The organism is Bacillus paranthracis (assembly GCF_001883995.1).
GTDB lineage: Bacteria > Bacillota > Bacilli > Bacillales > Bacillaceae_G > Bacillus_A > Bacillus_A paranthracis.
The window spans coordinates 1-15,599 of sequence record NZ_MACE01000089.1 but is presented as its reverse complement, the minus strand read 5'-3'; the positions used below and the strand labels follow the sequence as shown (position 1 = coordinate 15,599).

Genomic DNA, 15,599 nt, shown 5'->3' with positions numbered 1-15,599 from the left:
GTGTAGTGGTTAACATGCCTGCCTGTCACGCAGGAGATCGCCGGTTCGACCCCGGTCGGGACCGCCATTTTATATAAAGAAAAGAACGAAACATGTTGTTTCGTATTTTTTTATTTGTTTTAACAAAAAACTAATAAAGACAGTCAAACTATCCTTAGGAAAACTCCTAAGGACTTTTTTATATATTCAAAACCTGTATAATAAATAGCAGAGAACATTGTGAGTAAAGTAGGTGAAGTCTGTGAGTAAATATGAAATAACAACAAAATCATCTGAGGAAACACAAAGATTATCAGAAAAACTTGGTGAACTTGCTCAGGCACAAGATGTAATTATTTTAGAAGGAGATCTAGGGGCTGGTAAGACGACTTTTACAAAGGGACTAGCAAAAGGTCTTGGAGTGAAAAGAGTTGTAAATAGTCCTACCTTTAATATTATTAAAGAATATAAAGGGAGATTACCGCTATATCATATGGACGTGTATCGCTTAGCTGAAAGTGAAGAAGACTTAGGTTTTGATGAGTATTTCTACGGTGAAGGAATTACGGTAGTAGAATGGGCTCATTTAATAGAAGCATATTTACCAAATGAGAAGCTACAAATTAGTTTATTCCATGCTGGAGATGACACAAGAAACATTGTACTCGAGCCAATTGGAGATCGCTATATTAGATTATGTGAGGAGCTATTACAAGATGAAAGTACTAGCAATTGATACTTCAAATTATGTAATGGGTGTATCCCTTATTGAAGAAGGAAACGTAATTGGGGAAATCATTACAAATTTAACAAAAAATCATTCTGTGCGTCTTATGCCAGCTGTAGAACAACTGTTAAAAGAATGCGGTGTAAAACCAAAAGAATTAACTAAAATAGTTGTAGCTGCTGGACCAGGATCATATACAGGTGTTCGTATAGGTGTGACAGCTGCCAAAACATTAGCTTGGTCACTTCAAATACCAATTGTGGGTGTATCAAGTTTAGAAGTAGTGGCTGCAAACGGAGCTAATTTTGATGGATTAATCTGTCCTTTATTCGATGGAAGACGTGGACAAATTTATACTGGCTTATATACATATGAAGGAGAGGATTTAACTTCTATAGAGGAAGACCGAATCATCCTTATTGTAGACTGGTTGCAAATGTTAAAAGATAAAGGAAAGCCTGTTTTATTTATTGGTAACGATGTGAAACTACACAAAGAAACAATTATCGAACATTTAGGCAATCAAGCTGTCTTTGCTCCTTTCACTAAAAATAACCCAAGACCAAGTGAGCTAGCGTTCTTAGGATTACAAAAAGAAGAACAAGATGTACATTCATTTGTTCCTAGTTACCTTCGTTTAGCTGAAGCTGAAACAAAGTGGTTAGAAAGTCAAAACAAGTAGGAGCTTGCAGAGGATGGATATGATATTTAGAAAGATGGAACTTGATGATATTGCTCAAATTGTAGCCATTGAAGAAGCATCTTTTTCAACTCCTTGGACTGCAGATGCCTTTCACCGTGAGTTAACGATGAATGAACATGCACATTATGTTGTGCTAGAAAAAGATGGTCGTGTAATTGGGTATTGTGGATTGTGGATAATTATTGATGAATCGCATATAACAAATATAGCTATTTTGCCAGAATACAGAGGTCAAAAGCTAGGAGATGCTTTATTAAAAGAAGTTATTTCCGAGGCGAAAACTCTAGGTGTAAAAACGATGACACTTGAAGTACGTGTATCAAATGAAGTAGCAAAACAGTTATACAGAAAATACGGATTTCAAAATGGTGGAATTCGTAAACGATACTATGCAGACAATCAGGAAGATGGTCTCGTAATGTGGGTGAATATATAATGGAAAAAAATACGATTATACTTGGTATTGAAACAAGTTGTGATGAAACAGCAGTAGCGGTTGTTAAAAATGGAACGGAAATTATTGCAAATGTTGTTGCATCACAAATTGAAAGTCATAAACGTTTTGGCGGAGTTGTACCAGAGATTGCGTCCCGTCATCATGTAGAAGAAATTACAGTTGTATTAGAAGAAGCGTTAAAAGAAGCGAATATCACATTTGATGATATTGATGCAATTGCTGTTACAGAAGGACCTGGTTTAGTAGGAGCGCTTCTAATAGGGGTGAACGCAGCGAAAGCAGTGGCATTTGCACATGATATCCCCCTAGTTGGTGTTCATCATATCGCTGGCCACATTTATGCGAACCGCTTAGTAAAAGAAGTTCAATTCCCATTACTATCACTTGTTGTCTCTGGTGGGCATACAGAGCTTGTTTATATGAAAGAACATGGTTCATTTGAAGTAATTGGTGAAACGCGAGATGACGCAGCAGGAGAGGCATATGATAAAGTAGCTCGTACGTTATCTATGCCATATCCAGGTGGTCCTCATATTGATCGACTTGCACATGAAGGAGAACCAACAATTGATTTACCTCGTGCATGGCTAGAACCGGATTCGTATGATTTCAGTTTTAGCGGATTGAAATCAGCAGTTATCAACACTGTGCATAACGCAAAACAACGCGGGATAGAAATTGCACCGGAAGATTTAGCAGCAAGTTTCCAAGAGAGTGTAATTGACGTATTAGTAACGAAAGCATCTCGTGCAGCGGATGCTTATAACGTAAAGCAAGTGCTTCTTGCTGGTGGAGTAGCTGCGAATAAAGGACTGCGTGCACGTTTAGAAGCAGAATTTGCACAAAAAGAAAATGTAGAGCTAATTATTCCTCCTCTATCTTTATGTACAGATAATGCAGCAATGATTGCAGCGGCAGGTACAATTGCATATGAACAAGGAAAACGTGCTACATTAGCTTTAAATGCAAATCCAGGATTAGATATTGAAGCATAGTTATGCACAAAATTAACCACAGCTTGTGGATAAAACCCATATTATCTGTTGATAATATGGGTTTTATTGTGTATATAAAATGTTGATAACTTTTTTGTTGATTGTGGATAATGTGGAAAAGTTATTTTGTTGTTTATTTTATAAAGGTGGATATGTGTATAAGGTTGTGGATAAAATAGGTGAAGTCTGACCTTTAGATGTATTTTTCTCGGGAAATAAAAAACAAGAAGATATCTTTAAAAAACATTTTGAAATATGCTCTTATTATAGGAGTCGCTAATATTGTCAAACTTTGTCGTTGAAACGATGCCTCATGTCGAATATTTTATACAATATGACGTTAATTCAAACTAGAAGATAAAAAGGATGCCGCATAGTCTAAAATCCCGACTTATGAGACATCCCTCTTATTTAAGACTCTTATAAATGTAATTCTTCCCATTCTGCCATACAAGCATCAAGTTGCTCTTGTAGTGTTTGCTTTTTCGTTGTAATTTCACTAGCCTTTTCATAATCTGCATATATTTCTGGTAAGCAAAGTTGATCTTCTAACGTAGCAATTTCTTCTTCAAATTGTACAATGTTTTGTTCTAGTTCCTCAATTTTTCGAGTACGTTGACGCTCCAACTTTTTGCGCTCTTTTTCTTCGAGATAATTTAATTTTTCTGGAGCTACAGTTTTTTGAACAGGTGCATGATTTTCTTGCTGTTCTTGTTGTTCAAACTCAGCACGTTCAATCATCTCATTTTTCTTTTCAACGTAGTAATCGTAATCCCCTAAATATTCCTGTGCACCTTCTGTTGATAACTCAACAACGGTCGTCGTTACACGATTAATAAAGTAGCGGTCATGAGATACAAAGAGAAGGGTACCAGGATAATCAATTAAAGCATTCTCCAAAATCTCTTTACTATTTAAATCAAGATGGTTTGTAGGCTCATCGAGAATTAATAAATTCGATTTTTGCATCATAAGTTTGGCAAGAGCTAAACGAGCTTTTTGTCCACCGCTAAGAGAAGATACTGGCTTTAATACATCATCTCCTGTGAATAAGAAGTTACCTAATATCGTGCGAATTTCTTTTTCAGGTTGCAGTGGGTATTCATCCCATAGCTCATTTAAAACGCGCTTAGAAGATGTTAAATTAGCTTGTTCCTGATCATAATAACCAACAGAGACATTAGATCCGAAAGAAACCTCACCATGTAATAATGGTAACTTATTCACAATGGATTTTAATAATGTGGATTTCCCAATTCCATTTGGACCAACTAAAGCAACACTATCTCCGCGTGTTAAGCGCATTGTTACATGTTCAATAATTGGATCCTTATCATAGCCGATAGTTGCGTCCTTTACTTGTAAAACATCATTTCCACTTTGTTTTTCAATATCGAAGTGGAAGGAAGCTGACTTAGAATCCCCTAATGGTCTTGTTAATAATTCCATACGGTCTAATTGTTTACGGCGGCTTTGCGCACGTTTTGTCGTAGATGCACGAGCTATATTTTTTTGAACGAAGTCCTCTAGCTTAGCAATCTCATCTTGTTGTTTTTCATAACGTTTCATTTCTTGCTCGTATAGTGCTGATTTTAAGTCTAAATATTTACTGTAGTTACCAACAAATCGTCTACTTTCTTTATTCGAAATTTCATATACTTGTGTAACAAGTTTATCTAAGAAATAACGGTCATGGGAAACGATTAGTATTGCCCCAGGATAACCTTGTAAATATTGTTCAAGCCATGTTAATGTTTCGATGTCTAGATGGTTTGTAGGCTCGTCCAAAATAAGTAAGTCTGGTTTCGTTAATAATAATTTACCGAGAGCTAATCGTGTTTTTTGTCCACCGCTTAATGTTGAAATCGTCGTCTGGTGCGTTTCAACTGGGAAGCCAAGACCACTTAAAATCGAACGGATATCTGCTTCGTACTGATAGCCACCTTGATCTTTATAATCTAATTGTAATTGGTCATAATCAGCTAATAATCTTTCATATGTAGCCTCGTTTGAAAAGTTTTCTTCTTTTCCCATCTCTTGCTCTAGCCTTCGAAGTTTTGTCTCCATTTGCTGCAAGTGTGTAAAGACGGTTAACATTTCATCCCAAATTGTTAAAGATGTTTCTAAACCGGTATTTTGAGCTAAATATCCAATTGAGACATCTTTCGGTTTTATAATTTCTCCACCATCATGAGATAGCTCACCCGCTATTATTTTTAATAATGTAGATTTTCCAGCGCCATTTCGTCCGACTAATGCGATACGATCTTTCATTTGAACTTCTAATTTTATATTTGAAAGAATCGTTTCTGCACCGTATAATTTCGAAAGCGCGTTTACTTGTAATAAAATCAATGTTTTCACCTCAAATAATTTCTTAACTTTGCCATGTTTATATTTCTCAATCATACTAAAAATAGTGTATAGTTTAAAATACAGAGAGAATACTTCTTCTTTCTATTATACAAGGAATTTAATAAGTGCTAAACTTCTGTATTTAATTAAAGCATATGAATAAAGATAGGAAGAGAGGAGAGGTTATATGGAGCAGCAGAAAATTCCACAAGCCACTGCTAAGAGATTGCCTCTATACTATCGATTTATCCAAAACTTATCTTTGTCTGGTAAGCAACGTGTTTCATCAGCCGAATTAAGTGAAGCGGTAAAGGTTGATTCCGCAACGATTCGAAGAGATTTCTCATACTTTGGAGCATTAGGAAAAAAAGGATATGGATATAACGTAAATTATTTATTATCATTTTTCCGTGAAACACTCGACCAAGATGATATAACACGTGTAGCGCTTATTGGAGTAGGTAATTTAGGGACCGCTTTCTTACATTATAATTTCACGAAAAACAATAATACAAAGATTGAAATGGCGTTTGATATTAGTGAAGAGAAAGTTGGAACAGAAATCGGAGGCATTCCTGTATATCACTTAGATGAATTAGAAGAACGTTTATCATCTGATATACAAGTGGCAATATTAACAGTACCCGCTACAGTAGCACAATCTGTAGCTGATAGATTGGCAGAAACAAACGTGCATGGTATTTTGAATTTCACACCAGCACGATTAAATGTGTCAGACAATATAAGAATTCATCATATTGATTTAGCAGTAGAGTTACAAACATTAGTTTACTTTTTGAAGAATTATCCACAATAAAACGCAGAGGAAGCGACCTCTGCGTTTTATTATTGTTTTTTCTTTGTGAATTTAACTAAGATGAGGCGAAGTGCCAAATTAAAATCAATCGTCGCCATAACTGCAAATAGTATTGTCCACATATTCCAAATTGTATCTGTTACATTCCTAATGGCTAGATGTGTAAAGATACATCCTAGAAGGAAGTACAATATAGCCATGAACAATGGTGAGTTTCTCATACTAAAAATCCTCCGATAAAGCCTTGCATTTTTTCAGCTTCTTTAATCATTTCTTGAATTTGTTCGTTACTCACTAAAACTTGGGCAATTGCAACTAATGTATTCATTGCAACATGAGCTGCAATGGGAACGATAATACGCTTCGTTTTTACATATAAGAAGGCGAATACGAGCCCCATAGCAGTGTATACCAATAAGTGAGTAAAATCAAAATGAATCGCCGCAAATACAAGGGAACTAATGATAGCGGCAATAAAGAAGTTAAACCTCTTATAAAGTGTACCAAATAAAATTTTTCTAAATACGATTTCTTCCAAAATAGGTCCTATTATAGAGATGACGATAAGGAACCAAGGTGTCGTTCTTGCGATATCCATAAGTCTCGCTGTATTTTCAGATCCAGGTTTAATACCTAATACATACATTTCAATCATACCAGCAATACTTTGCGAGAAAAATGCTAAGAAGAACCCGATAAAAATCCAACCAATTGTAGCTGGAACAGTAGAACGCTTTGTATCTAAATGTCTGTCGCGAATATCTGTTCTAAGTAACCAAAGTACGATACATAATGCAATAAAGAAGCTAATGATCGCCCAGTGACCAGTTATGAGTTGAAATTTCTCTTCCCTAGTGAATCCCCGGTTATCATAAAGCCCAGTTTTCAGAAGAAGTGGTAATCCAGCAATTGATGATAACTGCATTAAAATGTATGTAACGATAACCCACCAATATTGTTTTTTCAAATGGTTTAACCATCCTTTCTAACTCTAGTGTATGAGATAAGGTAGGATAACATGTAAATATGCTACCTACGATATAAACCTTACTTAAATTATGTTTTTTTTGTAAATCCTTATTTGAAATTATAATAGAAGACAGGAGAAAGTTGTGTGTGTAGCGAAAACAACTTAGGGTGTCCTTTCATATTGTAACATACGAGTAGTGGAAACAACGATTCATATAGTAAAGGTAGAAGAAGAGGAACTCTATATAGAAAAATTTATAGCGTAATTTGCGAAAAAATTATGATTTTTTTACTTGCAAAAGAAATTGAGATTATTTATTATTATAAGTGTGTTAGCACTCGGGTGACTTGAGTGCTAATAAATAAAATTTACATAACAAAATGAGGAGGTTATTGTTCATGCTAAAGCCATTAGGTGATCGCGTTGTAATTGAGCTTGTTCAAGCGGAAGAAAAAACAGCAAGTGGTATTGTATTACCAGACACAGCAAAAGAAAAACCACAAGAGGGTAAAGTTATTGCAGTAGGTACTGGTCGAGTGCTTGAAAATGGTGAGCGTGTTGCTTTAGAGGTAGCAGCAGGTGATCTTATCATCTTCTCAAAATATGCAGGTACTGAAGTGAAATATGAAGGTACAGACTACTTGATTTTACGTGAAAGTGACATTTTAGCAGTTATCGGTTAATTATATAAATCTTAAAAAATCCAAGGGGGTCAATTATTATGGCAAAAGATATTAAATTTAGTGAAGAAGCACGTCGTTCGATGCTTCGCGGTGTCGACACTCTTGCAAATGCAGTAAAAGTAACGCTTGGACCAAAAGGTCGTAACGTTGTTCTTGAGAAAAAATTCGGTTCACCACTTATTACAAATGACGGTGTAACAATCGCAAAAGAAATTGAATTAGAAGATGCATTCGAAAACATGGGTGCGAAATTAGTAGCAGAAGTTGCTAGCAAAACAAATGATGTAGCTGGTGACGGAACAACAACTGCAACTGTATTAGCACAAGCTATGATTCGTGAAGGTCTTAAAAACGTAACAGCTGGTGCGAACCCAATGGGTCTTCGTAAAGGTATCGAAAAAGCTGTAGTTGCTGCAGTAGAAGAATTAAAAACGATTTCTAAACCAATCGAAGGTAAATCTTCTATCGCACAAGTAGCTGCTATTTCTGCTGCTGACGAAGAAGTAGGTCAATTAATCGCTGAAGCAATGGAGCGCGTTGGTAACGACGGCGTTATTACTTTAGAAGAATCTAAAGGTTTCACAACAGAATTAGACGTAGTAGAAGGTATGCAATTTGATCGTGGATATGCATCTCCTTACATGATTACTGATTCTGACAAAATGGAAGCAGTTCTTGATAACCCATACATCTTAATCACTGACAAAAAGATTTCTAACATTCAAGAAATCTTACCAGTATTAGAGCAAGTGGTACAACAAGGTAAACCGCTTCTTATCATTGCTGAAGATGTAGAAGGCGAAGCGTTAGCTACATTAGTAGTGAACAAACTTCGTGGTACATTCAATGTAGTAGCTGTTAAAGCTCCTGGATTTGGTGACCGTCGTAAAGCAATGCTAGAAGATATCGCAATCTTAACTGGTGGCGAAGTAATCACTGAAGAATTAGGCCGTGACTTAAAATCTGCTACAGTTGAATCTTTAGGACGCGCTGGTAAAGTTGTTGTAACGAAAGAAAACACAACTGTAGTTGAAGGTGTAGGAAGCACAGAACAAATCGAAGCTCGCATCGGTCAAATCCGTGCGCAATTAGAAGAAACGACTTCTGAATTCGATCGTGAAAAATTACAAGAGCGTCTTGCAAAACTTGCAGGTGGCGTAGCAGTAATTAAAGTAGGTGCAGCAACTGAAACTGAGTTAAAAGAGCGCAAACTTCGCATTGAAGATGCACTTAACTCAACTCGTGCAGCAGTAGAAGAAGGTATCGTTGCAGGTGGTGGTACTTCACTTATGAACGTATACACGAAAGTAGCTTCTATCGTAGCTGAAGGCGACGAAGCAACAGGTATCAACATCGTACTTCGTGCACTAGAAGAGCCAGTTCGCCAAATCGCAATCAACGCTGGTCTAGAAGGATCTGTAGTTGTAGAGCGTCTAAAAGGCGAAAAAGTAGGCGTTGGTTTCAACGCAGCTACTGGCGAGTGGGTTAACATGCTTGAAACTGGTATCGTAGATCCAGCTAAAGTAACTCGCTCTGCACTTCAAAACGCAGCATCTGTTGCAGCTATGTTCTTAACAACTGAAGCTGTAGTAGCTGACAAGCCAGAACCAAATGCACCAGCAATGCCTGACATGGGCGGCATGGGCATGGGCGGTATGGGCGGAATGATGTAATTCCGTTCGCGCTAAAAAACATCCATTTCTATATAGAAATGGATGTTTTTTTATGTTTTTTAGAAAAGGAAATGAATTTCTGTAGAATTTTGTCGCTTTCTCTCTTGACCATACCGACACTTCATTGTTAGAATCTAGGAAGATAATATAAAACGATCCTTCATATATCCTCAAAGATATGGTTTGAGAGTCTCTACCGGGTTACCGTAAACAACCTGACTATGAAGGCAGTGTGTCTTATATTTATAAAGAGCGGAGACTATCTTTCTTTATAAAGCCAGACCCCTGCCTTTTCTTTGTTATGAGACTAGAGGCGGAGGACTGGCTTTTTTTATTATATTGGTAATGCTTTTCGCCTAATTGGTGAAAATATTTATATACGAGAACTAACGTTGGGGTGATTATTTTGAAGAAGCAACACGATACAATTATCGTTTTAGATTTTGGAAGTCAATACAATCAGTTAATAGCACGTCGAATTCGTGAGTTCGGTGTATACAGTGAACTTCATCCGCATACAATTACTGCAGAAGAAATTAAAGAAATAAATCCAAAAGGGATTATTTTCTCTGGTGGACCAAATAGTGTATATGGTGAAGGTGCATTACATTGTGATGAAAAAATCTTTGACCTAGGATTACCGATCTTCGGTATTTGTTACGGTATGCAGCTTATGACACAAAAATTCGGTGGTAAAGTAGAACGTGCAAACCACCGTGAGTACGGAAAAGCGGTTCTTAAAGTAGAGAACGAATCAAAATTATATGCGAACCTTCCAGAAGAGCAAGTTGTATGGATGAGCCATGGCGACTTAGTAACTGGTTTACCTGAAGGATTCGTAGTAGACGCAACAAGTGAGTCTTGCCCAATTGCTGGTATGAGCAATGAAGCGAAAAACTTATACGGTGTACAATTCCACCCAGAAGTACGTCACTCTGAGCACGGTAACGATTTAATTAAAAACTTCGTATTCGGCGTATGTGGTTGTTCTGAAGGATGGAACATGGAGAACTTTATCGAAGTAGAATTAGAAAAAATTCGTGAAACTGTTGGAGACAAAAAAGTTCTATGCGCACTTAGTGGCGGTGTAGATTCTTCTGTTGTAGCAGTATTAATTCATAAAGCAATCGGCGATCAATTAACTTGTATCTTCGTTGACCACGGCTTACTTCGTAAAGGCGAAGCAGAAGGCGTTATGAAAACATTTAGCGAAGGCTTCCATATGAACGTTATTAAAGTGGATGCAAAAGAACGCTTCATGAACAAGTTAAAAGGTGTAGAAGATCCAGAACAAAAACGTAAAATTATCGGTAACGAATTCATTTACGTATTTGATGATGAAGCTTCTAAGTTAGAAGGAATGGACTTCTTAGCACAAGGTACACTTTACACAGATATCGTTGAAAGTGGTACAGCAACTGCACAAACAATTAAATCTCACCATAACGTTGGTGGACTTCCAGAAGACATGCAGTTCAAATTAATTGAGCCTTTAAACACGTTATTTAAAGATGAAGTGCGTGTATTAGGATCAGAACTAGGAATTCCTGATGAAATCGTATGGCGTCAACCATTCCCAGGCCCTGGTCTTGGTATTCGTGTACTAGGTGAAATCACAGAAGAGAAATTAGAAATTGTTCGTGAATCTGATGCGATTTTACGTGAAGAAATTATTAAAGCTGGCTTAGATCGCGAAATCTGGCAATACTTCACTGCGCTTCCTGGTATGCGTAGCGTAGGTGTTATGGGTGACGAGCGTACTTACGATTACACAGTAGGTATCCGCGCGGTAACATCTATCGACGGTATGACAGCTGATTGGGCACGTATCCCTTGGGACGTGTTAGAGAAAATCTCTGTACGTATCGTAAACGAAGTGAAACACGTTAACCGTATCGTGTATGATGTAACGAGTAAGCCACCAGCAACGATTGAGTGGGAATAGTATTTATAAAAAGGTCCATCTATTACTTATGTATAGATGGACCTTTTTGTTTTAGGATTAATACGAACGAAATTATAAATGTTTATAAAAATGTTCGTTTTTAAATTGACAAAACTACTTCGTCGAGTTAATATGAGTATGTAATTCAAACGAAAAGTGAATATTATGCCGTCGTATAATATCGGGGATATGGCCCGAAAGTTTCTACCTAGCTACCGTAAATGGCTTGACTACGAGGCGTTTTTATAAAGGTGAGGGGGAATCTTATCTTTATTCATAGAACGCTTCCATGTATATGCAATGGAAGCCTTTTTTATTTTTAATAAATAAAAGAGGGCTAGGGGAATTACGGCGAGTAATCATATAACGGGGGAAACGTAAGATGAAACGCTATTTTCAGTTTGATGAACTCGGCACGAATTATAAAACAGAGTTCATAGCAGGTCTAACGACATTTTTATCTATGGCGTATGTGCTATTTGTCAATCCTGCTACGCTGTCACTTGGGAATGTTAAAGGGTTACCAGCAGGTACAGGAATGGATCCAGGTGCAGTATTCGTTGCTACAGCATTAGCAGCAGCGATCGGTTCGTTAATTATGGGGATTTTCGCGAAGTATCCGATTGCTTTGGCGCCGGGTATGGGAATTAACGCGTTCTTTGCTTATACAGCAGTGTTAACGATGGGTATTCCGTGGCAAACAGCAATTGCTGGAACGTTAATGTCAGGTATTATCTTTATTATTCTTACAGCTTCAGGTATTCGTGAAAAAATCATTAATGCAATTCCATCAGAGTTAAAGTTTGCAGTAGCGGCAGGTATCGGATTATTCATTGCTTTCCTTGGATTCCAAAATGCTGGAATTATCGTGAAAAATGATGCTGTTCTTGTTGGGTTGGGGGACTTAACAAAGGGCACAACGTTACTAGCAATTTTCGGAGTTGTTACGACCATTATCTTCATGATTAAGAAAGTTAATGGTGCAGTATTTTACGGTATGATTCTTACGGCAATCTTAGGAGTAGCAACCGGATTAATTGATACTCCGAAAGCGGTAGTGGGAGCAATACCGAGTCTAGAACCAACGTTCGGTGCAGCATTAACGCACTTCGGAGATATTTTCACTGTTCAAATGGGGATTGTTATTATAACGTTCTTCTTTATCGATTTCTTTGATACAGCAGGTACACTTGTAGCGGTTGCGAATCAAGCGGGATTAATGAAGAACAATAAATTACCACGTGCAGGAAAAGCATTATTTGCAGATGCAATTGCAACTGTAATTGGTGCGATCTTAGGTACATCAACAACAACGTCTTATATTGAATCTTCTGCAGGGGTAGCAGCGGGTGGACGTTCTGGATTTACAGCAGTTGTAACGGCAGGATTCTTCTTACTGGCACTATTCTTCTCGCCATTATTAAGTGTTGTAACACCAGCTGTAACGGCACCAGCTTTAATTATTGTAGGGATCTTGATGGTTTCATCTTTAGGAGAAATTGATTGGAAGAAATTCGAGATTGCAGTACCAGCATTCTTTACTATCATTTCAATGCCACTTACGTATAGTATCGCAACAGGAATTGCAATCGGGTTTATCTTCTATCCAATTACAATGGTAGTAAGTGGTCGACGTAAAGAGATTCATCCAATTATGTATGTTATGGGAGTTTTATTCGTACTATATTTCATCTACGTTCGTAAATAAAAGGGGTTTTTGAAAGGTCTAGACTTAAGGGGAGTCTAGATCTTTTTTGCGTCTTCAGAAAATCTTAAGGATTTCCGAGCGTTTTTCTTCAGAAGTTTTCCTATAATAGAAGTTAGGGATTAAAAAAGTGATGGGGGAGATATTGTGGCAAATGAAACGATACTTGTCGTAGATGATGAAAAAGAAATTAGGAATCTTATTACAATCTATTTAAAGAATGAAGGATATAAAGTATTGCAAGCAGGGGACGGCGAAGAAGGATTACGTTTACTAGAAGAAAACGAAGTACATCTAGTCGTATTAGATATTATGATGCCGAAAGTAGACGGCATTCATATGTGTATGAAAGTAAGGGAAGAAAAAGAAATGCCAATTATTATGCTTTCCGCGAAAACGCAAGATATGGATAAGATTTTAGGGTTAACAACGGGTGCAGATGATTACGTAACGAAACCATTTAATCCGTTAGAGTTAATCGCAAGGATAAAATCTCAGTTACGTCGTTATATGAAAATGAATGGTTTTTCTATTCAAAATGAGGACGAGTTAGAAATTGGAGAGATGAAAATCAACATCTCGACCCATAAAGTTATTGTAGAGGGAGAAGAAGTGAAGTTGACCCCGAGGGAATTTTCAATTCTAGAATTACTAGCTCGTAATCCCGGTATGGTCTTTAGCGCAGAACAAATTTATGAAAAGGTTTGGAACGAACGATCTTTTCAGTCAGATAATACTGTAATGGTGCATATTCGAAAAGTACGTGAAAAGATTGAGGAGAATCCAAGGAAGCCTAGATATATAAAAACAGTATGGGGAGTGGGGTATAAGATTGAAAAAGATATTTAATCCATTTACTTATATAAGGAAAATAAGACAATTAATTGAGAAATTAGTAAAGAGCGTACGAAAGAGTATAAGAATTCAACTGATTACTACTTTCGCTGCTTGTGCGTTATTAGGAGTTTTTTTTGCAAAGGGAGCTGCACCATTTTTTGAGAATGCGAATCGTAAAGCGACTGTCGATTATCGGTCTGGTATGCAACAAATTAATTATCAAGCTCAAAGAGCAGCAAATAGTTCGGTGCATGAAAATAAATTAGAAGCTATATCCAATATGATCGAAACGGAGAATCAAAATTTAGAGCGAGGAAATAGAGCTTTAAAAATATTGGTTACTGACGAAAGTGGTAAAGTTGTATATAAAACGAAGCAGGCACAAGAAGAGCAAATCGATCTGCATAATACGATTCGTAATGCAGCATCATTTGCGATTAACTATTCAAATGGTCAAGATATATTTGAAAATACGAGAAAAGAATTTATAGCTTTTTCACCTATTACAATAGAAGATAAGAATTTATATATGTTCGTTAGTGGAATTCCGGATGGTGTAGTAATGTATGATACGCAAGAAGGCCCATTCCCATTTTTAATTGGTGTACTCGTATTCATTTTCTCTTTCTTCTATATAACAAAGAGAAAGATGAAACAAATTGAAGCGATGGCAGAAGGTGTAAAGGAAATAGAAAAAGGCAACTTAGCGTACCGTATTGAGAAGAAAGGTGAAGATGAGATTGCGTCTTTAACTGAGAATATTAATAATATGGCGGAAGAGCTTATGAATAATATAGAAAAGGAACGTAGATTAGAGAAGCAAAAGAATGAGCTTATTACGAATGTATCTCACGATTTACGTACACCACTGACTTCTATTATGGGTTACTTGCGATTACTTCGAGATTCTAAATATGAAAATAAAGAACAACATGATGAGTATACAAGAATTGCTTTTGCTAAATCGGAGCAGTTAAAGAATTTAATAGAAGATTTATTTGAGTATACGAAGTTAACGAATGAACAAGTTATATTAGAAAAACAAGAAGTATGTATAAATGAGTTATTGGAGCAATTAATAGAAGAGTTAGTACCGCAGGCGGAAGAGCATGGACTTACGTTCGTTAAGAAGTTTCCTGAAGAACGTGCCTATGCAGCGATTGATTCGGAAAAGATGGTTCGTGTATTTGATAATTTATTAATGAACGCGATTAAGTATAGTAAAGATGATGGGGAGATAAAAGTTTCTCTTCAAAGGCAGCGACGGGATATACAAATTGTAATTGCGAATCATAGTGAAGTGTTTACGAGAGAAGAGTTAGCGAGTTTGTTTGAACGTTTTTATAAGAAAGATCAATCTAGAAGTAGAGTAACAGAAGGATCGGGTCTTGGATTGGCGATTGCGAAAAGTATTGTTGAATTACAAGGTGGTAGTATTCGAGCTGAATATGAGGATGGTGTTATTCAGTTTATCGTCTCGTTACCAATTATAGAAAAATAATAAACGAATAGAATGGTATATGATAAAAAGGCTTATTTTAAAAGAAATAAGTCTTTTTATATTTTTTTAGAAAAACATATTGACGATTAGAGATTAGAGGTGTAATATTATACGAGTCGCTGATGACAACAACGTTGAAAGCGACAAACGAAATAAAAAACTTAGTTGACATTGAAAGATGAAGATGTTAACATAAGGAAGTCGCAAATGAGCGGCCAAGTAGTTCTTTGAAAACTGAACGAAACAAACAAC

14 protein-coding genes and 2 riboswitches are annotated in these 15,599 nt (G+C 36.6%); of the genes, 11 read left to right on the top strand and 3 right to left on the bottom strand.

All coding sequences use genetic code 11. The features are described 5' to 3' along the window. The first annotated feature begins 241 nt into the window (after window positions 1-241). The 4 genes from tsaE to tsaD are packed head-to-tail and all read left to right on the top strand — an operon-like array spanning window position 242 to window position 2,861. Window positions 242-715: a tRNA (adenosine(37)-N6)-threonylcarbamoyltransferase complex ATPase subunit type 1 TsaE gene (gene tsaE, locus BAQ46_RS29220; RefSeq protein ID WP_000049631.1), complete on the top strand. Its 474-nt coding sequence runs from the start codon at window positions 242-244 to the stop codon at window positions 713-715. After that, complete coding sequence (gene tsaB / locus BAQ46_RS29215) at window positions 696-1,388, top strand: tRNA (adenosine(37)-N6)-threonylcarbamoyltransferase complex dimerization subunit type 1 TsaB (protein WP_000865758.1); 693 nt, start codon at window positions 696-698, stop codon at window positions 1,386-1,388. The genes tsaE and tsaB overlap by 20 nt, the downstream gene beginning before the upstream one ends. 13 nt (window positions 1,389-1,401) lie before the next feature. Beyond that, window positions 1,402-1,845: a ribosomal protein S18-alanine N-acetyltransferase gene (gene rimI / locus BAQ46_RS29210; protein WP_000367197.1), complete on the top strand. Its 444-nt coding sequence runs from the start codon at window positions 1,402-1,404 to the stop codon at window positions 1,843-1,845. Next, a complete protein-coding gene (gene tsaD, locus BAQ46_RS29205) occupies window positions 1,845-2,861 on the top strand; it encodes a tRNA (adenosine(37)-N6)-threonylcarbamoyltransferase complex transferase subunit TsaD (protein ID WP_000414588.1) in 1,017 nt (338 codons plus the stop codon). The genes rimI and tsaD overlap by 1 nt, the downstream gene beginning before the upstream one ends. A gap of 420 nt (window positions 2,862-3,281) precedes the next feature. On the opposite strand, the gene BAQ46_RS29200 is transcribed toward tsaD, so the two are convergent. Continuing rightward, the gene (locus BAQ46_RS29200; RefSeq protein WP_211275851.1) at window positions 3,282-5,216 is read right to left on the bottom strand and encodes an ABC-F family ATP-binding cassette domain-containing protein; all 1,935 of its coding nucleotides are present in this window, start codon (window positions 5,214-5,216) and stop codon (window positions 3,282-3,284) included. A gap of 187 nt (window positions 5,217-5,403) precedes the next feature. Between BAQ46_RS29200 and BAQ46_RS29195 the strand changes: the two genes are divergently transcribed. Continuing rightward, on the top strand, window positions 5,404-6,033 hold the full coding sequence (locus BAQ46_RS29195) for a redox-sensing transcriptional repressor Rex (protein WP_000437698.1): 630 nt from the start codon (window positions 5,404-5,406) through the stop codon (window positions 6,031-6,033). Window positions 6,034-6,062: 29 nt separating this feature from the next. Here the strand turns inward: BAQ46_RS29195 and BAQ46_RS29190 are convergent, their stop codons facing one another. Next, window positions 6,063-6,254: a YdiK family protein gene (locus BAQ46_RS29190; protein ID WP_001246207.1), complete on the bottom strand. Its 192-nt coding sequence runs from the start codon at window positions 6,252-6,254 to the stop codon at window positions 6,063-6,065. Then, the gene (locus BAQ46_RS29185) at window positions 6,251-7,000 is read right to left on the bottom strand and encodes a CPBP family intramembrane glutamic endopeptidase (RefSeq protein ID WP_000745344.1); all 750 of its coding nucleotides are present in this window, start codon (window positions 6,998-7,000) and stop codon (window positions 6,251-6,253) included. Before BAQ46_RS29185 ends, BAQ46_RS29190 begins: the two co-directional genes overlap by 4 nt. A 401-nt stretch (window positions 7,001-7,401) precedes the next feature. Here BAQ46_RS29185 and groES point away from each other — a divergent pair, with 401 nt between their 5' ends. The 6 genes from groES to ampS all read left to right on the top strand — a co-directional run bounded on the left by groES (window position 7,402) and on the right by ampS (window position 15,347). Next, window positions 7,402-7,686 carry a co-chaperone GroES gene (gene groES / locus BAQ46_RS29180; RefSeq protein WP_000917306.1) on the top strand — a complete coding sequence of 95 codons (285 nt, stop codon included), beginning with the start codon at window positions 7,402-7,404 and terminating at the stop codon, window positions 7,684-7,686. Window positions 7,687-7,724: 38 nt separating this feature from the next. Beyond that, a complete protein-coding gene (gene groL / locus BAQ46_RS29175) occupies window positions 7,725-9,359 on the top strand; it encodes a chaperonin GroEL (protein ID WP_001029999.1) in 1,635 nt (544 codons plus the stop codon). A gap of 140 nt (window positions 9,360-9,499) precedes the next feature. Then, window positions 9,500-9,601: riboswitch (purine riboswitch) on the top strand. Between the two features lie 164 nt (window positions 9,602-9,765). After that, window positions 9,766-11,304 carry a glutamine-hydrolyzing GMP synthase gene (gene guaA / locus BAQ46_RS29170; protein ID WP_000743925.1) on the top strand — a complete coding sequence of 513 codons (1,539 nt, stop codon included), beginning with the start codon at window positions 9,766-9,768 and terminating at the stop codon, window positions 11,302-11,304. Between the two features lie 151 nt (window positions 11,305-11,455). After that, window positions 11,456-11,557, top strand: a riboswitch (purine riboswitch). Between the two features lie 129 nt (window positions 11,558-11,686). Then, window positions 11,687-13,012: an NCS2 family permease gene (locus BAQ46_RS29165; protein WP_000833093.1), complete on the top strand. Its 1,326-nt coding sequence runs from the start codon at window positions 11,687-11,689 to the stop codon at window positions 13,010-13,012. A 144-nt stretch (window positions 13,013-13,156) separates the two neighbouring features. After that, entirely contained in the window at window positions 13,157-13,858 is a 702-nt protein-coding gene (locus BAQ46_RS29160; protein WP_001262954.1) for a response regulator transcription factor, read from the top strand. Further along, the gene (gene ampS / locus BAQ46_RS29155; RefSeq protein ID WP_071743450.1) at window positions 13,842-15,347 is read left to right on the top strand and encodes an aminopeptidase AmpS; all 1,506 of its coding nucleotides are present in this window, start codon (window positions 13,842-13,844) and stop codon (window positions 15,345-15,347) included. Before BAQ46_RS29160 ends, ampS begins: the two co-directional genes overlap by 17 nt. The last annotated feature ends 252 nt before the right edge of the window (window positions 15,348-15,599 follow it).